This window comes from Nitrosomonas sp. sh817 (assembly GCF_030908545.1).
In the GTDB taxonomy this organism is placed as follows: domain Bacteria; phylum Pseudomonadota; class Gammaproteobacteria; order Burkholderiales; family Nitrosomonadaceae; genus Nitrosomonas.
This window is the reverse complement of sequence record NZ_CP133083.1, coordinates 3,043,408-3,066,421: the sequence shown is the minus strand read 5'-3', so window position 1 is coordinate 3,066,421 and position 23,014 is coordinate 3,043,408. Positions and strand designations below refer to the sequence as shown.

Below are 23,014 nucleotides of genomic sequence, written 5' to 3'. Positions count from 1 at the left end.
TGAGGCTAAGAATAACGAAGACATCTTGCAATTCCCCCGAGGAAATTGCAAGACAAAAAACGTCGACTTAACGAAAGAAGAACGCTAATTTTTAGTATCCGATGTTGATAATAGCGGAGAATACTCTGTCATTTCGGTTATTGTAAGGCAGATGACCGAAGAACCAATTATAGGCGGTATTACAGAATTACCGATTTCCCAAATAAGGTTGAACCGGTTACTGCTCAGCATTTCATCGAAGGACACCTGCGCTGTTTCCGATTCGGATCGCAAGCCATAGCCGATCCATAATTCTCCGTCACCGACATAAGGACTGACATCGATAGGATGGTGGAAGATTGAAGTCGGAATCACTGGCTGGAGTTGATCGAATGGAATTTGTGCAGAATTTCTAAAGAACTCAGGCACTTTTCCTTTTTCCTGTTTGATCCAGCTTACTCCTCCGTTGTAAAGCCACAAAACATCCGGTTGGCTTTTCAAACGAAAGCCGACAAACACATCCCCGGTTTTGTAATGATCTTCCTTGCGGACGATCAGATAGTGGTTCAGCATGACACTCTTGAAATTGCCGGTTTCAGCGTATAAGTTGGTCTGTGAGAAACATATTTTTCCCGGTGAAGTAAATTTGGTGTTAATTTCATCGTTCGCTTGGGTTGCCGATGCAACAAGCAAGCTGATACCAGCGAGCACGGACTGCAATAGGAAGCGTTTCATAGGGTTTTCTCCTGTCAAGGGTTAGAAGTTCGGCGCGCGAACGCGGCGGAACGTTTGATTGCCGACGCCTGGCAAATTGATCGTGACCGGAATGCTGCCGGTGGTAACGATCCAGGCCGTGGCGTTTGCGACCGAGGTGCCGGGCGTTGCGGCCTTGATGGCGGCATAAAACCCCGCTACATGAGGGGCTGCCATGGAGGTTCCTGATATCGGAACGGTCGCAATGGTATTTGCGTAATGCGCGGAAACAATCCCGGTTCCACCGTCTTCGCCGCCCGGCGCAAGCAGAATCGGTCCCGAAAAAACGGACTGACTGATAATGTTTGCAAAGTTGCTTAACGTCGTACCGGTTGAATCGTTCTTGACGGAACTGACTTTAATAACGAGAGGGGTGCATGCGGGAGAGCTGATAGCTCCTTTGTTAGAATTATTTCCTGTCGAAGCAATGACCGGAATTCCTTTAGAGTTTAGGTTGCTCACCTGAGAGTTATAAAAAGTAGGACAATTAGAACTAGAACTGTAAAGAGACGGGCTACTAATGCTCAGGTTTACAGTGTTTGGACTAGATGTTCCAGCTGTATTCTGGTCGATTGCACCAAGCGCGGCTTGTATGTCACTAGTAAATGCCGATCCTTTTGGGGGATTGGTGCTGTATGAAAAAACCTGAACTGAAATGATCGAGGCATCCGGCGCCACCCCTTGCAAGTTTGATGGCGACAAAACAGGGTTTTGGCGTCCGGCGGCAATTCCGGCAACGTGCGTACCGTGCGAACAATCATGGTTCGGTGCAGAATTGCAAACGGTGAGGTTGGAATTGGGCGCTCCCGATCCGGCAAGACCTAGCGGACTGTCGCCCAGGCTGTTGGCGCTAGGGCAGATTGACGAATAGACGACTCCACCGGGACCCACTCCATTCGTGCCGAAACAGGCTTCGTAGGTAACCCGGGTGGTGCTGCCGGTGGTGAAAAAAGCGTGATTTTTGCGCACGCCGGTATCGACAATAACGATATTTTGCCCCGCGGCGCGATAGCCTTTGTTCCATGCTTGTGGCAGATTCATCAAATTCGTGCTGTTGGTCAGCGAAGTCTCGGCAACGGGTTTGTTCAATTCGACGCTGAGAATCCTTTCGTCCTTGCTGTCGTACAATTTGGCCAAAGCCTCGAAAGGCAACCGACTATGCAATACGCCGAGATTCGCACCCGATAGTGATTCCTCGTCGGGATCAAGCGCTCCGGTCTGAGCAATGATATCTTTTAAAGCCCGTCGATTGGCTGCGACCTGGGATTTGATGGCCGTTTCCGACAGGTAGCCGGTTTTGGGCGTAAATAAATCCCCGCCACGTAAGGTAATCATTACTTCCGCTTCGCCGAATTCCTTGGCGGCTTCCAGGACTTCTTCCGGCCATTGCGCGACGCGAGGATCCGCATAGTTAGTGGGGCGGATCGCGCGTATGTCGTCACGCTCGATCAAGGCATGGAAAGCGGTCCGGTCGATATTCGCGCGCATGACCGGCCGCGCCGAAAAATCGTCTTCCAGGTTTTTGATTCCGTTTGCATGGTTCTCGTTGAGGATAGCGCTCTTAATGGTTTGCGCCTGCGCGGTTATTGCCGCGGAAGGGCTTAACACGGTTTTTCCGGAGCGGTCGATGTCGTAATCGATCGAATCGACGTTCAGGAAAATTTCAACGTTTGCGAAGCCATCGGCAATGATCGCTTTTTCAACGGCATCGAGACTGCCGTCGGCATCGGCCGCTTTTATGCGGTATGGGTGCGTGATGTCGCGGACGAAAGAAATCGCTTGATCGCTTGCGGCCAGGATATGAAGACCGCTTTCGTTAACGTACGCGCCCATTTGGCCGATGCCATTGTTCCAGTGGCCGGATGGCAGGGTATTTTGTCCCAGTTCCGAGAGAACTTTTTGAGCTTTTTCTTCCATTACTGCGGGTAACGAGTTCCGCTCGTCATCCATGCGTTCGAGCGTAACGGTATCGTCCAGCAAAATTAATACCCGGACAAAGCCTTTTGCATTTGCCTCGCCAAGCAAATTATCGTAGTCGTCCGCCTCATACCGGGCTGCCCACGGTGATGTGGAAAATAAAAAGAGAATTGAAACGAGGAAGATTAGAATTGATTGATGCCTGATGCCTGATGCCTAATTTTTGATTTTTTTGTTTCATCATGATTCCTTCATAAGGAGTTAAGAGTCCGGTGCTTATTAACTTCTATTTTCTTCAGGAACTACAATTGCTTGAGCAAGAAAGGTTATTAGAAGCAGACAGCGCAGCTAAAAACATTTCATTGCGGATGAAATTATCTTTCAAATAATATAAGTTTGCAATCTGACGATACGAGATAAGCTTACGGAGCAGCTAAATAGCTATCAGCTATTTAATCAGCATCGCATTGATTTGCACCAGTGTTTCTTCGTCCAATTCCCCGGCTTCGGCGCTGAGGCGCAGTCTTGACATCAAATAGCTGTGGTAGGCTTTGGCCAGGTCGCGTTTGGCGGCATATAGTTGCTGCTGCGCGTTGAGCACGTCGACTTCGGTGCGGACGCCGACTTGTTGTCCCAGAACGGTCGAATCCAATTGGCTTTGGCTCGAAACCAGTGCTTGCTGCAGCGCTTTGACCTGCGCGATGCCGTTGGTGACGTTCAGAAATTGCTGCCGTGCTTGCAGGGTGATGTTGCGGCGCGTGGTTTCCAGGTCATGAAGCGCTTTGTTTTGATTGGAGAGCGCTTCACGCACGCGCGATTGAACGGAAAAGCCCTGGAATAACGGAACATTGAGTTGAACACCGATCGATTTCGAGGTGAGATCGATGCCGCGCCCGGTGATTGCGCCGCCGACACCGGTTTGTTCGCTGTACTGCGCGACCAGATCGACGGTCGGATAATGTTGCGACCAGATTCTTTTGACTTCCTGGCTGGCGAATTCATAGGCGGATTGCTGCATTTGCAGCGTGAAATTCTTATCCTCGGCGGCGCGCACCCACTCATCCATGGTGCTGTAGTTTAATTTGGCCAGATCCGCGGCGATTTCCCTGGCGCCCAAGAGATTTTCAGGAAAACGATCGATAATGCCTTGCAACGTGCGCTTGCGGATTTCCAAGGCGTTGCGCGCGGCGATTTCCTGCGACGTCGTCAGATCATAACGCGCCTGTGCTTCGTTGGTATCGACAATGGTGGCAACCCCGACTTCGAAATTACGCTTGGCTTGTTCCAGTTGCTTCAAAATCGCTGTTTTCTGCGCTTCGGCGACCTCGACGTCGACTTGCGCGTCGAGCACGTCAAAATACGCTTGCGCAACACGCAGGATCAAATCCTGACCGGCGACGATAAATTGCGCATCCGCTTTGCTGACTTCGGTTTTGGATTGCTGGTAGATGACGATATTTTCCATGCGGAACAGCGGTTGTGTCGCCGATATCGTCATGCCGCCGGCGTGAATCGTGACCGGCGCTGGATTAATCGTGGTGCCGGTGGCCGAAGAAAAAATATTGTCGGCGTTGACTTGTTGCTCGGTACGGTTGGCCGACAACGTGACACTCGGGAGAAAACCGGCTCTGCCTTGCACCAATTTTTCCTGCGAGGCTTGATAAGCTGCCCGTGCCGACCGGTATTGCGAATCCTGCGACAGCGCTTCCTGATAAATGCTCATCAAGTCGGTGGCGTGCAACACGGAAACCGGCAGGATGCCGATGACGGCAGTGAAAACCCATTGCGTCAGCTTCATGGGTTTTTCCGGTAGCAATCGGGGGCTGCTAGAGTTTCAGCAATCCGATGATGGTTGTAGTGGTATCGCCACGAGGTTGCGCGGATGCTCAAAAGGTAAACCTTGCCGGTTGCAGTGCATTGATCAGCGGCGCGGTGCTGGTTTCAAACAGCGTGGTCGAAGTGAATTGGCCGGGTGCGACGCAGGTAATGAGTATAGCCTCCATCACCGGATCTTCGCCGACGATCGCAAATAACCGGCCGCCGGGGTTCAAGCTGTTTTGAAAAGCTTCCGGCAATGCCGGGGTGGACGCTGTCAGCACGATCGCATCGTAGGGCGCATGTTGCGGCCAGCCGCGCGCCGCATCGCCTTGTTCGAGCGTGACGTTGGTGATGCCGTGCGCTTGCAAATTTTTTTCAGCCAAGGCTTTCAATTCCGGGATGATTTCGACGCTGTAGACATGTTCACCGCGCTGCGCCAGCAATGCGGTCATATAACCGCTACCGCTGCCGACTTCGAGAATTTTATCGGTCGGGTTGATATGAAGTTCTTGTACAATACGCGCTTCCATTTTGGGCGTCAGCATGACTTGACCGTGACCGAGCGGGATTTCCATATCGACGAAAGCCGCGGTGCGACTCTCCGCCGGCACGAATTCCTCGCGTTTGAGCTTGTACAACAAATCCAGCACGTTGTCGTCCAGGACATACCAAGGACGAATTTGCTGAACCACCATATTAAACCGGGTTTGTTCAATATCCATTTCTATTCCGTATTCTTCAATAAAAGTTAGACTTGCAATTATTTCACATTTCCATTAGCTTCACAGCATCAGCTAGGGGTCCGTTTGCAGAATTCTCTGATAAACCGGTGAGAGAGTCCCTTGTCACCTGACGCGGATAATGCCGCCGTAGGGAAGCTGGGATTTATCTTCCCGCTCTTTATGGCAATTTCTTAAGGAGCTTCCATTTTATGAGCATTACAGTTTTAAACCAAAAAAGTTTTTCCAGCGCGACCGCGCAAGTCGACGAAGCCGCCATCAAGCCGCTGCCCAATTCCCGGAAAATTTATGTGCAAGGATCGCGCGCCGACATGCAAGTGCCGATGCGCGAAATCCGCCAGACCGATACGCATGCCATGAACGGCAGCGAAAAAAACCCGCCGGTCTGGGTGTACGATACGTCCGGGCCGTATACCGATCCTGCCGTCAAAATAGATATACGTTCCGGTTTACCGGCGTTACGCGAGTCGTGGATTGCCGAACGCAATGATACCGAAATTCTGGCGAGTCATAATTCTGCGTATAGCCAGGCACGTCTGAATGATCCGAAACTGGCCGATATGCGCTTCAATTTACAGCGCCAGCCGCGCCGCGCCAAGGCGGGACTGAATGTCTCGCAAATGCATTATGCCCGCCGCGGCATCATCACACCGGAAATGGAATTTATCGCGATCCGCGAAAATCAGCGCGTCGACACGTTCAACGCGCAACACCACGAGTTATTAACGCGCCAGCATCCCGGCCAGGATTTCGGCGCGGCGATCCCGAAAACGATCACACCGGAATTCGTCCGCGCGGAAGTCGCACGCGGACGCGCCATTATTCCGGCGAACATTAATCACCCGGAAGCGGAACCGATGATCATCGGACGCAATTTCCTGGTCAAAATCAACGCTAACATCGGTAATTCGGCATTGGGCTCGAGCATCCAGGAAGAAGTGGAAAAAATGACTTGGGCGATCCGCTGGGGCGGCGACACGGTGATGGATTTGTCGACCGGCAAGAACATTCACGAAACGCGCGAATGGATCATTCGCAACAGCCCGGTGCCGATCGGCACGGTACCGATTTATCAGGCGCTGGAAAAAGTCGACGGTAAAGCCGAAGAGCTAACCTGGGAAATTTTCCGCGATACGCTGATCGAGCAAGCCGAACAAGGCGTGGATTATTTCACTATTCACGCCGGTGTGCGCCTGGCGTATGTACCAATGACGGCGAAGCGCATGACCGGCATCGTGTCGCGCGGCGGCTCGATCATGGCGAAATGGTGCTTGGCGCACCATAAAGAGAGTTTTCTCTACACGCATTTCGAGGAAATCTGCGAGATCATGAAAGCTTACGACGTCAGCTTCTCGCTCGGCGACGGGCTGCGTCCTGGTTCTATTTATGACGCCAACGACGAAGCGCAGTTTGCCGAACTGAAAACGCTCGGTGAATTAACGAAAATTGCGTGGAAACACGACGTGCAGACGATGATCGAAGGCCCGGGCCACGTGCCGATGCACCTGATCAAGGAAAACATGGAATTGCAGTTGAAGTATTGCGACGAGGCGCCTTTTTATACGCTTGGGCCGCTAACGACCGACATCGCGCCGGGGTACGATCACATCACTTCTGCGATCGGCGCGGCGATGATCGGCTGGTACGGCACCGCGATGCTGTGTTATGTCACGCCGAAAGAGCATCTCGGTTTGCCGGATAAGGACGACGTCAAGGACGGTATCATCACCTATAAGATCGCCGCGCATGCCGCCGATCTGGCGAAAGGCCATCCCGGCGCGCAAATCCGTGATAATGCCTTGTCCAAAGCGCGCTTTGAATTCCGCTGGGAAGATCAATTCAACCTGAGCCTGGATCCCGACAAGGCGCAACAATTCCACGACGAAACCCTGCCGCAGGAAGGCGCCAAGGTCGCGCATTTCTGCTCGATGTGCGGCCCGCACTTTTGCTCGATGAAAATCACCCAGGATGTACGCGATTACGCTGCCAGCCAAGGTGTTGCCGAGGATACGGCATTGACGTTGGGCATGGCGCAGAAATCGGCGGAGTTCAAGGAAAAGGGTGCGGAAATTTACAGCAAACTATAGGGCATCTCTAAAAAATCAGATTTTGTTACAATACATCGTTACTCACAAAAAATATTTCCTAACATATCAATCATATGCTGCGTCAATATTTTTTGTTCCCGCCTCGTCTTGTTTAAAAATCTGAATTTTTAGAGACACCCTATGATATTTTGATATTCTCATGGATCCTCTATTATTGTTAAAAGCGCTGATCCTCGGCGTGGTGGAAGGGCTTACCGAATTCTTGCCGGTTTCGTCGACCGGACACTTGATATTGTTCGGCGATTTGCTCGATTTTACCGGCGAACGCGCCAAGGTTTTTACCATTTCGATTCAGCTTGGCGCGATCCTGGCGGTTTGCTGGGAATATCGCAGCAAGATCGTTGAGGTGGTGCGCGGCATTGGCACTAGCCCATCGGCTAACCGGTTTGTCCTCAATATCATGATCGCGTTTTTACCGGCTGCGATCCTGGGGCTGCTGTTCATCAAAACGATCAAATTCTACCTGTTTCACCCGATTCCGGTAGCAACTGCATTGATTGTCGGCGGGGTACTGATTTTATGGGCGGAACGCAGGAAGCATGTGATCGAGGTTGAGCAAGTCGACGACATGGATTGGAAGCACGCCTTGAAAGTCGGGTGCGCACAATGTCTGGCGTTGATTCCCGGCACGTCGCGCTCGGGCGCCACGATCATCGGCGGCTTGCTTTTTGGCTTGTCGCGCAAAGCGGCGGCGGAGTTTTCTTTTTTTCTTGCGATTCCGACCATGTTCGCTGCCACATTCTACGATTTGTTTAAAAATCGTGAATTGCTGGACGCAAACGATCTGGGTTTGATCGCGGCGGGTTTTGTCGCCGCATTTTTCAGCGCCTTGCTCGCCGTGCGTGGGCTGCTAAAGTTTGTCAGCAATCACGACTTCACGATTTTCGCCTGGTACCGGATCGTGTTTGGCCTGGTGATTTTAGTCACGGCTTATACCGGCGTGATCGGCTGGTCGGAGATGTGAACAAAAGCATTAACTCTTAAGGAAACACTGATTAATTGACTGCACGATTGATGTCTCTATCCGGCTTTGGGTACGTTTGACTGCCTAATAGGTTTTCAGTACAGTCGTTCATAGGAAAAAATGTTTTTCCTATAACATGGAGATAAAAATCATGAATATCAATAAATTACTTTTAGGCTTCTTTGTTTTTATCAGCGCAACGCTACCGGTTGCGGCACACCAAGCGAAATATGCCGCACCTTTGCTTGGCAGCAGTGAAGCGCCCGCAAATGCATCACCTGCTACCGGTTCGGTGCTGATTACGATCGACTTTGACTTGGTAACGATGCGAGTCGAAGCCAATTTCAGCGGTTTGCTGGGTAATACGACTGCGGCGCATATTCACTGTTGTACCGATCCGGGAACCAATGTCGGTGTTGCAACTCAGCTTCCATCCTTCATCGGCTTTCCTCTGGGTGTCACTGCCGGCACGTACGATCATACCTTCGATATGGCGCTGGCTTCCAGTTATAACCCAACCTTTGTCATAAATCACGGCGGCTTGGTGAGCACGGCTTTTAACGATTTAGTGCTTGGTCTTGATGCCGGAAAAGCATATTTTAACCTTCACACGAATCTGTTCCCGGGCGGCGAGATCCGCGGCTTGCTGAGCCCTGTGCCGGAGCCGGGCAGCTATGCCATGTTGCTGGCGGGCTTATTGATTTTGGCGGTCTGCACCCGCCACATTCGCCGCGCTGCCGTCTGATCGGCACATTTTGCAAATTCAGCCGTCAGCCGGTAACTACGGAGCGGCGGCTGAGTTTCTTCTATCCGCCAAAATCGGCGAGCCGCCGCATTTATTCCTCCTAAAGTAAGTTTTTTCATCAAATGTACTTTTCAGTACATTGATTTTCATGAGAAAATCATTTTTCAAGAACAACCTCAGAAGCTGCTGGAATGGCGATGATGCATGGATGCGCATGATATAGACGGCAAACGGCAACGGTTTGCTTTAAGAAACGATCTCGAAACAGAACATGTGAAGCGCTTGAAAAAGCTCTATGAGTTGAGCATGACGCTATCGGGCGATCCGGTTGACATTTTTAAGCATGTCGCCCGGATAATTGCGGAATTGTTTAAGGTTCGCGTGGTATGTTTGTCCGAAATAAGAGGCGATCAGCTTTACTTTATTTCCGTGTATATCGATGGGGATGTTTTTCAAGATGCGGGGCAATGTCCGTTGGCGATTACACCGTGCGCAACGGTTGAGCTGAGCAAGGATATCCGCGTCTACGATCGCGTCAGCGAGCTTTTTCCCGAAGCATCGTTTTTGCAAGAGCACAATGCCCAGACTTATTGCGGTTTTCCCGTGCTGGATAATCATCAGAATGTCGTCGCCATTACCTGCCTGCTGGACGATAAGCCGCATGAATTCACCGATGAAGATCAGGCATTGTTGCGCATTTTCGGTCAACGGATTTCAATGGAGCTTGAACGCCAGCGGCATATCAACGAGCGTCTCAAATCGGAAGAAAATTTGCGCCAGATTCAGGCGATGCTGCTGCAAACCGAGCAATTGGCCGGAATGGGAAGCTGGGAATGGAATATCCCGGAAGGTGTCATTCGCTGGTCACCGGAGATGTATCGCCTGAATCAGATCGATTCAGCGGAATATCCTACATTGACGCCGGAGGTCGCAACGTCGAAAGTCGATCCGCTCGATTTGGAGCAAGTGCAGGCGAATATCACGCAGGCATTGGTGCACGGTGTTTGGGAGCCGATCGAGTATCGCGTGCGATTGCAAAACGATCAGATACGCTCGCTGAGAGCGGAAGGACTGGCTGTCCAATTCCAGCAAAATCTCCCGATCAAACTGATCGGTTTCGTTCAGGATATTAGCGAACTTAAAAAAACGCAATTGGATCTGGAGCGGAATCTGGAGTTATTGCGGGGTGCGGAACAACTGCAACGCGAGTTAAAGATTGCCGCGCAACGTGAACAGCAGCGCATGAGCGCGTTGCTGTCGGCCATGAATATCGGTGTGTTATTCGAAGATCAGGCCGGGTGCATCGAATTCGTCAATCCGGCATTCAAGCATTTGTGGGCAATCCGTAATACGTCCGATCTTACGGGTTTTCCGTCCCGGGATATTTTGGCGCACTCCTCCCATCGCCTGGCGTCTCCGGAACACGCTTCCCGGCGTGTCATGCAGGTATTGGATAGTAACGAGCCGAGCGAGCGGTTTGAAATTGAACTGCATGACGGGCGGATACTGACGCAATTATCCTATCCGGTGACGGACTATGATGGTTCAATTTTGGGCCGCTTGTGGATTTATGAAGATATTACGCAAGAACGCCAAACCGCGAAGCAATTGCTTTATTTGGCTGAGCGCGACCCGCTGACCGGATTGCTGAACCGCCACCGCTTTCAGGAGCAGCTGGCGCAATATTTACGCATGGCGAAACGCCATCACATTAAATTTGCATTGCTTTATTTCGATCTGGACGAATTCAAGTATGTCAACGATACCTTCGGACACCGGGTCGGGGATACCGTTTTAGTCCGCATCGCCGGTGAGATTGCATCGCTGGTGCAATCCAGCGAGATCTTTGCGCGGCTGGGCGGCGATGAATTCGCCATCGTGATCGAGCATAAGCAGGACAGCGAGCCGTCGATGCTGGCTGCGCGCATCGTGAACGCCGTTTCGTCGATACCGTTCCGTTTCCGTGGCGCGAATATCCGCCTGACAGCCAGCGTGGGAATCGCGTTATTTCCCGATCACGGCGTGGAAATGGAAGATTTGGGAGCTCACGCCGATGCGGCAATGTATCAGGCCAAATCCTTGGGCAAGAATAATTGGTGCATCTACGATGCAGACCGGGATATGTCGGCGGCGATGACCACCCGGATGACCTGGAAAAGCCGTATTGCGCAAGCGCTCGAACAAAATTCTTTTGAAATTCATTTTCAAGGCGTGTACGAAACCCGGAATCGCACCTTGAAACACGTGGAAGCGCTGGTTCGCATGCGGGATCCGCAGCCGCAGAATCCATTAATCATGCCGGGGCAATTTATTCCGGTGGCGGAGAAGAGCGGACAGATCATCGATATCGATAAATGGGTATTGCAACGCAGTATAGAAATGCTGGCAAAGCACCCGCAAATGCCACCCGTGGCGGTCAATATTTCCGGGCGTTCGTTTGACGATCCTTCATTGCCGCGCTTTATTCAAACACAACTGGACAAGCATCAGGTTGATCCGGAGCGCTTGATCATCGAGTTGACCGAAACTGCCGCGGTATCGGATATTAAGGATGCGCAACGTTTTATTGAAGCGATTAATCAAGCCGGTTGCAAGGTATGTCTTGATGATTTTGGCAGCGGTTTTTCCACATTCAGTTATCTCAAATACCTGGGTGTAGAGATGCTGAAAATCGATGGGATGTTTATTAGAGATCTAACAAATAACCGGGATAATCAAATTTTCGTCAAAGCGATGGTCGATGTCGCGCGCGGATTAGGCAAGGATATTGTGGCAGAGTTTGTCGAAGATGCGGTGACGCTGGAAATGATTCAGAATCTTGGGATCCAGTATGTTCAAGGGTACTATCTAGGCAGACCTTCGCCGGAAGTCGTTTAATCCGGATCACGTAACACAGGATGAATTTCCCATTTTCAAGCGCAAACGGGCAATATCGTTAATTTGAATGCGCTTGTTATCCACCGTAATGATATTTTCATCTTGCAGTTTTGAGAAAGCCCGGCTAACGGTTTCAAGTTTAAGACCCAGGTAGCTGCCGATTTCTTCCCGCGTCATGCGCAAGTTGAATTCACTTTCGGAATATCCGCGCATCAAAAAGCGGCGTGATAAATTCAATAAAAATGTCGCCAAGCGCTCTTCCGCTTTCATGCTGCCCAGCAGCAACATCACACCATGATCCCGTACAATCTCCCGGCTCATGATTTTATGGAAATGGCGCATCAGCGATGGAATAACCAGGCTGATTTCTTCTAGCTTGGCAAAGGGAATTTCGCATACTTCGCTGTCTTCAAGGGCGATCGCGTCACAAGTGTGAAGATCCGAGCTGATCGCGTCCAATCCCAGTAATTCGCCGGTCATGTGAAAGCCCGTGACTTGCTGGCGTCCGTCTTCTTCCAGCACGCAGGTTTTAAAAAAACCGCTGCGAATGGCAAAAAGCGACTGAAATTTAATGCCGGTACGATGCAAATATCCACCGCGCGGGATTCTGCGTTTGTGGCTGACAACATCGCCAAGTATATGAATTTCCTGATCGTTCAAACCTACCGGCAAGCATAACTCCCGCAAACTGCAAGTCGCGCAACTCGATCGGATGTGCGAAATATCCAGATGGGATGAAGAAGTGTCGTGAAGCAAATTATTATCCAAAGGCGAGTGAATTACATTTCAAGATTTTAATTGATCTGAATCAAACTATTTCGTTGAATCTCCCGCCATAATTTTACGTGAATATGTCAAAGGATGGATATTCTTTTTGTCAGAACAGTACCCTAATGGTTGAATGTATAGGTGAAAGTTAATGGAATTTGCAGCAACTGCATTTGATTTTCTGACTGAATTCATCTTCCGGTGAAGTGAGTTATTCAGTGCGCCCGTTATTATTTTCACAACCCGCATCGAATTTGTTGTCTGTCAATTCAGATCTGTTTCGTTGTTTCGGGGTGGATAGCGCTGACTATCGCTTATATCCGGCGGCCGATTATTTTGTCGAAGCGTTTGACGCACAGACATACCTAACCTGGCTCGGTCATCGTAAATCAGGGCATTTGCGCCGTCCACTATCGCTGTATGTGCATATCCCTTTTTGCAATTCTTTGTGTTTCTTTTGCCATTGCAATCAGATCGTCTCACAGGATGGGACCATGATTGAGAATTATCTGAAATATCTGTCGCGTGAAATCAAGCTTCAAGGACAGTATTTGAAAAATGATCCAAGAGTTGAGCAAATATATTTCGGCGGCGGTACCCCGGCATTATTGGAAGATTCTCAGTTGCACGATCTCATGCAGGAAATCCGACAGCATTTTAATTTGATCGAACCGGGCGAGCTCAGTATTGAGATCGATCCGCGGCTAATGACGGATCGTTCCATGCAAACGCTGAAAGAAATCGGGTTTAATTGCGCCATTATCGGCGTTCAGGATTTTGATCAGTCGGTTCAGCAATTGATACACCGTATCCAAACCGAAGATGAAACGCTCCATGCAATCCATGGCGCCCGGCAAGCTGGATTTAAAACGATACGGACAGAGCTGATTTTCGGGCTGCCGAATCAAACCGTGGAGAAATTTGGCTATACGTTGGGGAAAATTATCGCATCCAGTCCGGATCAGATTTACCTATCAAATTACAATTACTTACCGGAAAAATATAAACCGCAGCGGCATATTGATCAGGCCAATTTGCCGGGGAGTGAAACCACGCAAGCGATGCTATTGCTGGCGATTAATCAATTGCTGCAGGCTGGTTATGTGCATATCGGCATGAATCACTATGCGCAAAAAGACGGTTCGTTAACCCTGGCGCAACGCCAAGGGCGTTTGCACTATGGTTTGCAAGGCTATTCTACCTATCCCGAGAGTGATCATATTGCCATGGGTATTTCGGCCATTGGCAGCATCGGCCCGGCATTGAGTCAGAATCATTGTGATCTGGCGCAATATTATGACAGCATTGAGCGGCACAATCTTCCGGTCATGCGCGGCATTGAGCTCAGCGCCGACGACTTGGTGCGCCGTTCCGTCATGCAAGCGCTGATTTGTCATTCCGTGCTTATTTTTGAGTCGGTCGAAACATTCTTTCCGATCGAATTTAAACGCTATTTTGCAACGGAATTGAAGGAGTTGCTATTTCATCAAAGGGCCGGATTGATAACGCTTGATGATGAGGAGGTCACGGTAACACCGCAGGGTCAGCTATTTATTGGCAGTATCTGCAAAGTTTTCGATAAATATTTGCGCAATCACCAGCAACGCCGGAATCATTCAATTCTTATCTGAAGGTATGTTCCCTGAGGATCTGCCAATCCTCAGGGTTCCGGTTTATTTAACTTCGCTATTCGTCAGAATATATTCAGCCAATCGATCGGCTGATTCTCCCTGGATGTTTTTGAATGACGGCATTCTCATGCTGCCGCCTTGAAATTTCTTGATGATCGCGTCCTTATTCGCGACTTTCTCGCTCAATATCATGGCAACATTGGCACTGAGAGGTTTATGGCACTCCGTGCAGGCGGTGCTGAAAATTTGTTCTCCGGACGCATCGGCCGGCGGGGTATAGTCTTTGCTCGCGCCGCAACCAGTCAGGATGAATAATGCTGATATGGTTAAAGCAATATTTATTTTTTTCATTTACTAACTCCAGTTCATTGATTTTACTCGTTCGAGAATACTTTCGAATTGTAAGTCGTTACATCCGTTTACGATCAGCGATTTTGATCGCCCTTACGGTTCTACCTTACCCATTCTCATGACATCTTGTCAAACGAATGTTTGGTGAAATATTGATTACAAGTGCGCCGTCTTCTTGACAAATTCTCTACAGTATCGTTGTTTTGCCGCTACAAAAAATTGTTGTTCATTTTATTGTTTAGTGAGTTAAATGCTTGAAAAACATCAGTGATTAGGAATAATAACACCAATGCCGGTGCGCTTAATTCTTAACAATTTCTTAACATTTAGTATGTTACTGTGCGCCTGAAATTACTGAAGCAGCACCGGAAGTTAATAAAGTGTCAAGTGCAGGCAAACAATGCGGCAAATAATTTGCCGGCAATCCGGGCAGGATGGCGCATTACCTGCTGAGGTCGTTTACCTGCCGATTGATGGCGGCTTTTGTCATTCGTAATGTCTTTTAAGGGAGATTGTATGTTGAAGAAAATTAATAATTATATTTTACTGGCTGCGTTGAGCTTGTTGTTATGTAATCCTGTGGCCGCCGACCAAACCGTTGAAGATTTTCAATTTTGGGGACAAATTGCAGCACAAGGTAATTTTGGTTTCATAAATCCCCAAAATCCCGATTTGAAAAAATTCAGATGGTGGATGGAAGGGCAAGGCCGCTTTGGTAATGATGCATCGCAATTTTCGCAATCGCTGGTACGTCCCGGTTTAGGTTATGCGCTAACCGATAAAGTGGTTGTATGGGCGGGTTATGCCTGGGCACCTACGTGTGAACCCCTAAACCGTGTCGGCTGCTTTGATGAGCATCGGATCTGGCAACAAGTAACCTGGGCCGATAATTTTTCATTCGGCAGATTATCGGCGCGTAGCCGTTTTGAGGAACGGTTCTTCAATCACCAAACCCCTATCCCAGGTAACGATGATGTGGCTTATCGATTCCGCCAATTGGTTAAACTAGCGGTTCCAATGCCGGCCGTGGATCCGAATCTCAGTTTTATCGTTCAAAGCGAATTGTTTATCGCGATGAATACCGTTGACAACCCTGGTTTTATTTCCCGCGGCTACGATCAGAATCGTGCATTCGTAGGATTGGGGTACAAATTAAATCAATATGCCACGGTTGAGTTGGGCTATATGAACCAATTCATCAACCGGCCGCACAGTGCCCGTCCGGATCAAATGATGCATAACTTTGTTGCGAATTTGTTCCTGAATTTCTAGCAATCAAACGATATAGCATTTTTTGGGCCGGATAATTTCCCTGAATTCAGGGGGTTATCCGGCTAAAATTTTTGTCCCCCTTTGCTTGTTGGCAAGCCAATAAGCCATCACGTTTTGCCCGGCATCCATTGCATCGGCTATCATACGCAGTTTTAGTTAGCCTCCTGTCATTTCATCGATCAAAAATCGCGAGCATAAGTGATGCATGAATTTAAGCCGGGACAACGCTGGATCTGCGATGTCGATTTACAACTGGGATTGGGCACGGTGCAAACCGTCGAACACCGGATTGTCACCATTCTGTTTAAAGCAACTGGTGAAACCCGCTCGTACGCCAAGCATTCCGCGCCGTTGACGCGGGTGATTTTCAAACCGGGCGATACCGTCAACAGCCAGGACGGCGTTGCGATGATTGTTACCGGCGTGACTGAACGCAATGGTTTAGCCGTCTACACCGCTACTCGTGAAGACGGCGGCAAGATGGAACTGGCGGAAGACCAACTGGCGCCGCAAGTGCAATTGAACCGCCCATCCGAGCGCCTATTCACCGGCCAATTCGACCAAGACAAATGGTTTCGCATCCGCTATCAAACGTTGCTGATCCGCAACCGGCTGGCAAACGCGCCGCTGTATGGCCTGGTCGGTACCCGCACCAGTCTGATCCCGCATCAATTGTATATCGCTCACGAAGTGGGCCGCCGCTTTGCGCCGCGCGTGCTGCTGGCCGACGAAGTCGGCCTGGGGAAAACCATCGAAGCCGGTTTGATTCTGCACCAGCAATTGTTGACCGAACGTGCCAAGCGTGTGCTCATCGTGGTGCCGGAAACCTTGATCCACCAATGGCTGGTGGAAATGCTGCGGCGTTTCAATTTGCAATTCAGTATTTTCGATGAAGAGCGCTGTTTGTCGCTGGAAGCAAGCGATGAAGACGAGGACGAAGACGAAGAAGACAGCCGCAGCGGAAAAAACGAGCAAGACGAGAATCCATTTCACAGCGAACAACTGGTGCTGTGCAGCCTGCATTTTCTGCGGCAGCATCCAAAACGGTTTGAACAAGCGCTGCAAGGCCGCTGGGATTTGCTGGTGGTCGACGAAGCGCATCATTTGCATTGGTCGCCGCAAGCCGTCAGCCCGCAATACGCCATGATCGAACAATTGGCGATGCGCACCCGCGGCGTGCTGTTGTTGACCGCGACGCCGGAACAACTCGGCAAAGCCAGTCATTACGCACGCTTGCGTCTGCTTGATCCGCACCGCTTCAGCAGTTTTTCCGGATTTATCGCCGAAGAGCAATCGTACGAGCCGATCGCCCAAGCGGTCGAAACGCTGCTTGAAGGCAGGGATTTGAACGACGGCATCCGCCAACTGATCGCCGATACGCTCGATCCGGCACAAGCGCAAGCCCTGCTGGCGGAGCTGCAAGACCCGCAAGCCCGCAACAAACTGGCGGAATCATTGCTCGACCGGCACGGCACTGGGCGCATCCTGTTCCGCAACACGCGCGCGGCGGTCAAGGGATTTCCCGCACGCAAGCTGGTTGCCAGTCCGTTGCCGCTACCGGCGGAATATTTGCCCTGCTTGGTAACGTTTGAAACCACGCCGTTATCCAAACCGCAATTGCTGCTGTGCCCGGAATTGATCTATCAAGTGCGATCCGAAGACGGCCAGCCGTACTGGACCGAAATCGATCCGCGCGTGCCGTGGCTGATTGCCACGCTCAAGCGGGTGAAACCGGAAAAGGTGCTGGTCATCGCCGCCAACGCGCAAACCGCGCGCGATCTGGCGCAAGCGCTGAAAGAAAAAACCGGCCAGTTCATTCCGGTATTCCACGAAAGCATGAGCTTGGTCGAACGCGACCGCGCCGCGGCATTCTTTGCCGACAAGGAAACCGGCGGCCAGGTGCTGATCTGCTCGGAAATCGGCAGCGAGGGCCGCAACTTCCAGTTTGCCCATCATTTGGTGCTGTTCGATCTGCCGCTCAATCCCGATTTGCTCGAACAGCGCATCGGCCGCCTCGATCGCATCGGCCAGACCGATACCATCCAAATCCACGTGCCTTATCTCGAAAACAGCGCGCTGGCGGTGATGTTCCATTGGTACCACGAGGGCTTGAATGCATTCGAGAAAACCTGTCCGGCCGGACAAACGGTGTTTGTCAAAGTCGAAGAACAGCTCATCGCCGCGTTGCATCAACGCCAAACCCAGACCGAAGCATTGAGCGAGTTGACCGGCGATACGCAATCGGCGCACCGGGAATTGAACGAAGCACTCGACCGTGGCCGCGACAGATTGCTCGAATACAACTCGTTCCGTCCGATTATCGCCAACCGGTTGACCGAGCAAGCGCAAGCGCAGGATGACGATCCGTTGCTGCCGCAGTACATGGATACGGTATTCGACTGCTGTGGTGTGCACATCGAAGAACACCGCGCCGGCAGCTTCCTGATCGAACCGAGCGAACTCATGAGCATGCCGTTTCCCGGCCTGGACGACGAAGGCTCGGTCATCACCTACTCGCGCAATGTGGCGCTGAGCAACGAGGACATGCGCTTCCTGACGTGGGAACACCCGATGGTCACGCACGCGATGGAACGGATTCTGAGCCACGAAAACGGCAACGCTGTGGTGGCGATGATGAAACACAAACGCGTGCAACCCGGCACCTTGCTGCTGGAAACTTTGTTCGTGCTCGAAGCCAGTGGGCACAACGTGCAGCAAAGCAACCGCTACCTGCCCCCCGCAGTGATCCGCATCTTGCTCGATGAACAAGGCAGCGGCGATTATCCGCACCTTGATCACGAATCGATCAATCAACACCTGCAACCGGTCGCTACCGGCATCGCCAAGCAAGTGATCCAACTGAAGGAAGACGCCATCCGTGAACTGCTGACCGCCAGCGAACAACAAGCCAGCGCGCAAGCCCCGCAACTCATCGCCGCTGCCGAAGCGCGCATCCGGCAAACCTTCGTGCCGGAAATCGAACGCCTCAAAGCGTTGCAACAAGTCAATCCGAACGTGCGCGACGAAGAAATTCAATTCTTTGAACAACAGTTGGCGCAACTGACTGGCGCGCTGAAATCCAGTAATCTGCGGCTCGATGCGGTACGGGTGATTGTGGCGACGTGAAGTCATCCGGTAGCACGGCAATGACAAAATAAGCACGGTTAACTTTGCTGAGAGGTATGATACAAACCCGTGTTATCCAAACCTCAGGAGTCTGCATGAATCAGCAAATCATCTTGGAGCGAGTGCAAGACCGCTTGCCGGATCTGCTGGCGCTGTATGCCTTTGGCAGCCGCATCCAGGGTCAAGCCAATGCTGAAAGCGATCTGGATCTGGCGGTATTGGTGGCCGGTTATGCCGACCCGTTGCTGTTGTTCGATCTGGCAGGAGAATTAACCGACGATGCGGGCTGTGCGGTGGATTTACTCGATCTGCGAGCAGTATCGACAGTCATGCAATACCAGATTATCACCACGGGCGTGCGCTGGTGGCAAAAAGACAGCCAAGCGGCACTTTTTGAGACGGTCATTCTGAGCGAAAAGACCGCGCTGGATGAGGCCCGCAATGCACTGATCGATGACATTCAGCACCGGGGGAGCGTGTATGGCCGATGATGTTTTGCTCAACAAGGCCGCCACCATTGAGCGATGTGTGCTGCGTGCGCGTGAGGAATATGCGGCTGACCCCGCCACATTTGCCGGGAATCCCACGCGGCAGGATGCCGCTATTCTGAACATTCAACGCGCCTGCGAAGCGGCGCTGGATATGGGGCAGCACTTGATCCGGCGTGAACGGCTGGGTATTCCGCAAAGTGCGCGCGATGTGTTTACGCTGTTGGCGCAGGCAGGCTGGATTGATCTGGTCTTGGCAGAAAAACTCAAGCGCATGGTAGGGTTTCGCAACATTGCGGTGCATGATTATCAGGCGCTGCAATTACCGATTACTGTAGCGGTGATAGAAAACCATCTGGATGAATTCCTGCAATACAGCAAAGCGGTGTTGCTCAAGGATGCGACGCACTCCCGGCAGCAGTAGTGGCATCGTGGCGCACCTATCCGTCATTCCCGCACAGGCGTTTGCTTCAACCCAGAAATTGAATGCCTCAAAACCTTGCAACAAGTCAATTCGAATGTGCGCGACTAAGAAATCCAATTCTTCGAGCGGCAACTGCAGCAACTGACCGGCGCGTTGAAATCCAGCAATTTGCGGCTCGATGCGGTAAGGGTGATTGTGGCGACGTGAGAGTCAACGCTTTACTAGCAACTTAATTTATTGCAGCATTGAGTTAAGTAAAAGAATAAATGGGTAATCGATATATTACTCTAGTGAAGCAATCAATGATTCAATCAAACCTAAATGAAGCCCGAACGCGAGCAGACTTTATTGATTCACAGCTCGCTCAAGCAGGCTGGTCTCGTAGCCGGTTTACGCTCCTCGAAGAGTTTTTGCTCAAAGCTGCCCAACCGGATAGCACTTATCGAAATGATCAGTTTGCTGATTACGTGTTGCTCGGATCGGATGGCAAACCAATTGCTTTAGTTGAAGCGAAACGCTCATCCCGGGATGAGCTTTCTGGAAAACGTCAAGCGGTCGATTACGCAGATGCAATCAAAACAAAGTTTGATCTGGATCCATTTATATTTCTTACTAATGGTAAAGAAATTCAATTTTGGGATCGAGAGCGCTACGCTCCTAGAAAAGTGGCAGGTTTTTATACACGTGATGACCTTGAACGCCTGCGCCACCAGCGGCAATATGCGCAGTCGCTTAAGGACGTAACGATCAATGCAGAAATCGCTGGCCGTGATTATCAAAACGAAGCAATACGCCGAGTAACGGAAGGAATTGACGCCGCTAAGCGCAAATTTTTATTGGTAATGGCCACCGGTACGGGCAAGACACGAACCACCATTGCATTGGTGGATAACTTGCTGCGCGCCAAGCGCGTGCAACGCGTACTGTTTTTGGCTGATCGCCGTGAGTTGGTTCGGCAGGCAATGTCAGAATTCAAATTCCACCTACCTAATGAAAGCCTTGCACGCATTGAAGCCGGTGAAACTTCCGGTGCGCGTATTCAATTTTCTACTTATCCGAGTATGATGCAGGTGTACTCCCGCCTATCGGTCGGTTATTTCGACCTGATCGTTGCTGATGAAAGCCACCGCTCCATTTATCAGCGCTACAAAGCCATTTTTGATTACTTCGATGCCATTCAGCTCGGTTTGACCGCTACGCCTACCGACTACATTGACCATAACACATTCGAACTATTTGATTGCGGTGACGGCGCTCCCAGCTACTACTACAGCTACGAGCAAGCCATAGCCGATAAAAATCTGGTGAATTACCGCGTGTTGGATGCGCAAACCAACTTTCAACTTCAAGGCATTCAAGGCGATGCTTTGCCCGAACCCTTAAAGCAAATGGCACGGGATCAAGGAGTGGAGCTCGATGAACTTAATTTCGATGGCAGCGATATTGAAAAAGGCATAATCAATCAGGGAACTAACGATGCCATGGTGCGCGAGTTTATGGATAAGAGCCGAAAAGATGTTCGCGGTCTGCCGCACAAATCGATTATCTTTGCTGTTAGTCACGCTCACGCCAAACGTTTGTACGAAAGTTTCAACCGCCTTTACCCCGAGTTGCAGCGGCAAGGCATGGCTGAAATTATCGACAGTCACATGGAGCGCGCCGACGCTACGCTTGATGATTTCAAATACAAAACCATGCCATGTGTCGCAATCTCGGTTGACATGCTGGATACTGGCGTGGATATTCCCGCCATTCAAAACTTGGTGTTCGCCAAACCTGTATTTAGCAAGGTCAAGTTCTGGCAGATGATCGGTCGCGGCACCCGGTTGCACACGGATAAAGCTTCGGGTGATATCAAAAAAGACTTTTTGATCATTGATTACTGGAAAAACTTTGCCTACTTCAAGCTAAAGCCCGACGGTGAGATCGATCACCCCAGCGAGCCGTTACCCGTCCGTTTATTTCGGTTACGACTCGAAAAATGGCAGCTCCTGTATGCTCAAAAGCAAGACACACAAGCTGCCATCGATGAATTGCGCGACATGTTGCAAGCTTTGCCGCGGCAAAGTATCAACGTACGCCCGTATTGGGATGAGCTTGATGCGCTGACGCAACAATGGCCTGCACCTGAACAAGGTGTGCTGGAACATCTCTCCAAGGCTATTGCGCCATTGATGCAGCTCGCACCCTTGACAGGCCTGGATGAGTTGCAATTCCGCATTTGGTGCGAGCGCCTGACAGTGGCCTGGCTCAACGGAGATGTTGCCGAGCAAGCTAAAGTTCGCGAACACATTCAAGAAGCCGTAATCAGTCTAGCCGATAATATCCCCGAAGTGCAGCGCGTAGCCGAGCAACGCGCATGGGTGTGCTCAACCGGTTTCTGGCAGCATCTGGACATGCCACGGCTAATGACACTACAAACCATATTCGCCCCCTTGATGCGCTATCGCACTAGCACCCCGGGAAACAACATCGAGATCAACCTCCCGGATAGCATCACTCAGCGTAGTTGGATTATCTATGGCCCCACCGGTGAAGGTGCGTTTGCCGAAAGCTATCGCGAGCAGGTAGAAGCGCTGGTACGCCGTTTGGCCGACCAACTGCCCGAGTTAGCCAAACTCAAGAACGGGGAGAACTTGACTGACGAAGAGTTGGAGCGCATCAGCGAAACACTGAATCAGGCTGATCTGTTCGTTACCGAAGACATCTTGCGCAAGGCTTTCGAAGCGCCTGCCGCTTCGCTGGCGGATTTCCTGCGCCATATTCTCTGTGAGAGCACACAGTTGCCCAACCGTGAACAACGGATTAATGAGGCATTTGACGCATTCATCGCCGCGCATGGTTATCTGCGCGCTAACCAATTGAACTACTTGCGAGCGGTAAAAGCAGCGGTACTCCGCCATGGTCGCATCAGCCGCGCGGCGCTTAGCGAACCCCCACTGTCGCGCGTTGGCAGCGTGGAGTCGCTATTTCCGCCGCAGGACATCGAAGAACTTGTTAATCTCGCCAACCATTGGCTGGATGAAGCCGTATGACTGCTAAAAGGAAAAACT

Annotated in this window: 16 protein-coding genes and 1 riboswitch; of the genes, 10 read left to right on the top strand and 6 right to left on the bottom strand. The window is 50.8% G+C overall.

Annotated features, from left to right (window positions below; genetic code table 11):
• Nucleotides 1–84 precede the first annotated feature (84 nt).
• The 4 genes from RBH92_RS14520 to RBH92_RS14505 form a co-directional block, all read right to left on the bottom strand.
• Nucleotides 85–732 carry a hypothetical protein gene (locus tag RBH92_RS14520; protein ID WP_307932701.1) on the bottom strand — a complete coding sequence of 216 codons (648 nt, stop codon included), beginning with the start codon at nucleotides 730–732 and terminating at the stop codon, nucleotides 85–87.
• 3 nt (nucleotides 733–735) lie between these two features.
• Nucleotides 736–2,757 carry a S8 family serine peptidase gene (locus RBH92_RS14515; RefSeq protein ID WP_307932700.1) on the bottom strand — a complete coding sequence of 674 codons (2,022 nt, stop codon included), beginning with the start codon at nucleotides 2,755–2,757 and terminating at the stop codon, nucleotides 736–738.
• 340 nt (nucleotides 2,758–3,097) lie between these two features.
• Complete coding sequence (locus RBH92_RS14510) at nucleotides 3,098–4,447, bottom strand: TolC family outer membrane protein (RefSeq protein WP_307932699.1); 1,350 nt, start codon at nucleotides 4,445–4,447, stop codon at nucleotides 3,098–3,100.
• Between the two features lie 88 nt (nucleotides 4,448–4,535).
• Nucleotides 4,536–5,189: a protein-L-isoaspartate O-methyltransferase family protein gene (locus RBH92_RS14505; protein WP_307932698.1), complete on the bottom strand. Its 654-nt coding sequence runs from the start codon at nucleotides 5,187–5,189 to the stop codon at nucleotides 4,536–4,538.
• 64 nt (nucleotides 5,190–5,253) lie between these two features.
• Nucleotides 5,254–5,360: riboswitch (TPP riboswitch) on the top strand.
• A gap of 38 nt (nucleotides 5,361–5,398) precedes the next feature.
• On the opposite strand from RBH92_RS14505, the gene thiC reads away from it, so the two are divergent.
• The 4 genes from thiC (at nucleotide 5,399) to RBH92_RS14485 (ending at nucleotide 11,901) form a co-directional block, all read left to right on the top strand.
• On the top strand, nucleotides 5,399–7,294 hold the full coding sequence (gene thiC / locus RBH92_RS14500) for a phosphomethylpyrimidine synthase ThiC (RefSeq protein WP_307932697.1): 1,896 nt from the start codon (nucleotides 5,399–5,401) through the stop codon (nucleotides 7,292–7,294).
• A gap of 160 nt (nucleotides 7,295–7,454) precedes the next feature.
• On the top strand, nucleotides 7,455–8,279 hold the full coding sequence (locus RBH92_RS14495; RefSeq protein WP_307932696.1) for an undecaprenyl-diphosphate phosphatase: 825 nt from the start codon (nucleotides 7,455–7,457) through the stop codon (nucleotides 8,277–8,279).
• A gap of 151 nt (nucleotides 8,280–8,430) precedes the next feature.
• Entirely contained in the window at nucleotides 8,431–9,024 is a 594-nt protein-coding gene (locus RBH92_RS14490; RefSeq protein WP_307932695.1) for a CHRD domain-containing protein, read from the top strand.
• 204 nt (nucleotides 9,025–9,228) lie between these two features.
• Nucleotides 9,229–11,901, top strand: a complete 2,673-nt coding sequence (locus tag RBH92_RS14485) for a bifunctional diguanylate cyclase/phosphodiesterase (protein ID WP_307932694.1) — start codon at nucleotides 9,229–9,231, stop codon at nucleotides 11,899–11,901.
• A gap of 6 nt (nucleotides 11,902–11,907) precedes the next feature.
• Here the strand turns inward: RBH92_RS14485 and fnr are convergent, their stop codons facing one another.
• On the bottom strand, nucleotides 11,908–12,657 hold the full coding sequence (gene fnr, locus RBH92_RS14480) for a fumarate/nitrate reduction transcriptional regulator Fnr (RefSeq protein ID WP_307932693.1): 750 nt from the start codon (nucleotides 12,655–12,657) through the stop codon (nucleotides 11,908–11,910).
• 269 nt (nucleotides 12,658–12,926) lie between these two features.
• Between fnr and hemN the strand changes: the two genes are divergently transcribed.
• Nucleotides 12,927–14,300, top strand: coding sequence for an oxygen-independent coproporphyrinogen III oxidase (gene hemN / locus RBH92_RS14475; protein WP_307932692.1), 1,374 nt, complete (start codon nucleotides 12,927–12,929; stop codon nucleotides 14,298–14,300).
• A 42-nt stretch (nucleotides 14,301–14,342) separates the two neighbouring features.
• Here the strand turns inward: hemN and RBH92_RS14470 are convergent, their stop codons facing one another.
• Entirely contained in the window at nucleotides 14,343–14,651 is a 309-nt protein-coding gene (locus tag RBH92_RS14470; protein WP_292922316.1) for a c-type cytochrome, read from the bottom strand.
• Nucleotides 14,652–15,167: 516 nt separating this feature from the next.
• Here RBH92_RS14470 and RBH92_RS14465 point away from each other — a divergent pair.
• From RBH92_RS14465 to RBH92_RS14445, 5 genes are all read left to right on the top strand, one after another.
• Nucleotides 15,168–15,923 (top strand): DUF2490 domain-containing protein, encoded by a 756-nt coding sequence (locus RBH92_RS14465; RefSeq protein WP_307932691.1) that lies wholly within the window; start codon nucleotides 15,168–15,170, stop codon nucleotides 15,921–15,923.
• Nucleotides 15,924–16,124: 201 nt separating this feature from the next.
• A complete protein-coding gene (rapA, locus tag RBH92_RS14460; RefSeq protein ID WP_307932690.1) occupies nucleotides 16,125–19,049 on the top strand; it encodes an RNA polymerase-associated protein RapA in 2,925 nt (974 codons plus the stop codon).
• Between the two features lie 95 nt (nucleotides 19,050–19,144).
• Nucleotides 19,145–19,540 carry a type VII toxin-antitoxin system MntA family adenylyltransferase antitoxin gene (gene mntA, locus RBH92_RS14455; RefSeq protein ID WP_307932689.1) on the top strand — a complete coding sequence of 132 codons (396 nt, stop codon included), beginning with the start codon at nucleotides 19,145–19,147 and terminating at the stop codon, nucleotides 19,538–19,540.
• Complete coding sequence (hepT, locus tag RBH92_RS14450) at nucleotides 19,530–19,961, top strand: type VII toxin-antitoxin system HepT family RNase toxin (protein WP_307932688.1); 432 nt, start codon at nucleotides 19,530–19,532, stop codon at nucleotides 19,959–19,961. The genes mntA and hepT overlap by 11 nt, the downstream gene beginning before the upstream one ends.
• A 302-nt stretch (nucleotides 19,962–20,263) precedes the next feature.
• Nucleotides 20,264–22,996, top strand: coding sequence for a type I restriction endonuclease subunit R (locus RBH92_RS14445; RefSeq protein ID WP_307932687.1), 2,733 nt, complete (start codon nucleotides 20,264–20,266; stop codon nucleotides 22,994–22,996).
• Nucleotides 22,997–23,014: the final 18 nt, after the last annotated feature.

Excerpts from the sequence above, each read along its gene's own strand:
- thiC (WP_307932697.1), top strand. The coding sequence starts at position 5,399 with ATGAGCATTACAGTTTTAAACCAAAAAAGTTTTTCCAGCGCGACCGCG.
- RBH92_RS14495 (WP_307932696.1), top strand. The coding sequence starts at position 7,455 with ATGGATCCTCTATTATTGTTAAAAGCGCTGATCCTCGGCGTGGTGGAA.
- RBH92_RS14465 (WP_307932691.1), top strand. The coding sequence starts at position 15,168 with ATGTTGAAGAAAATTAATAATTATATTTTACTGGCTGCGTTGAGCTTG.
- mntA (WP_307932689.1), top strand. The coding sequence starts at position 19,145 with ATGAATCAGCAAATCATCTTGGAGCGAGTGCAAGACCGCTTGCCGGAT.
- hepT (WP_307932688.1), top strand. The coding sequence starts at position 19,530 with ATGGCCGATGATGTTTTGCTCAACAAGGCCGCCACCATTGAGCGATGT.
- rapA (WP_307932690.1), top strand. The coding sequence starts at position 16,125 with ATGCATGAATTTAAGCCGGGACAACGCTGGATCTGCGATGTCGATTTA.
- RBH92_RS14490 (WP_307932695.1), top strand. The coding sequence starts at position 8,431 with ATGAATATCAATAAATTACTTTTAGGCTTCTTTGTTTTTATCAGCGCA.
- RBH92_RS14510 (WP_307932699.1), bottom strand. The coding sequence starts at position 4,447 with ATGAAGCTGACGCAATGGGTTTTCACTGCCGTCATCGGCATCCTGCCG.
- RBH92_RS14470 (WP_292922316.1), bottom strand. The coding sequence starts at position 14,651 with ATGAAAAAAATAAATATTGCTTTAACCATATCAGCATTATTCATCCTG.
- RBH92_RS14485 (WP_307932694.1), top strand. The coding sequence starts at position 9,229 with ATGGATGCGCATGATATAGACGGCAAACGGCAACGGTTTGCTTTAAGA.
- RBH92_RS14505 (WP_307932698.1), bottom strand. The coding sequence starts at position 5,189 with ATGGATATTGAACAAACCCGGTTTAATATGGTGGTTCAGCAAATTCGT.
- RBH92_RS14445 (WP_307932687.1), top strand. The coding sequence starts at position 20,264 with ATGATTCAATCAAACCTAAATGAAGCCCGAACGCGAGCAGACTTTATT.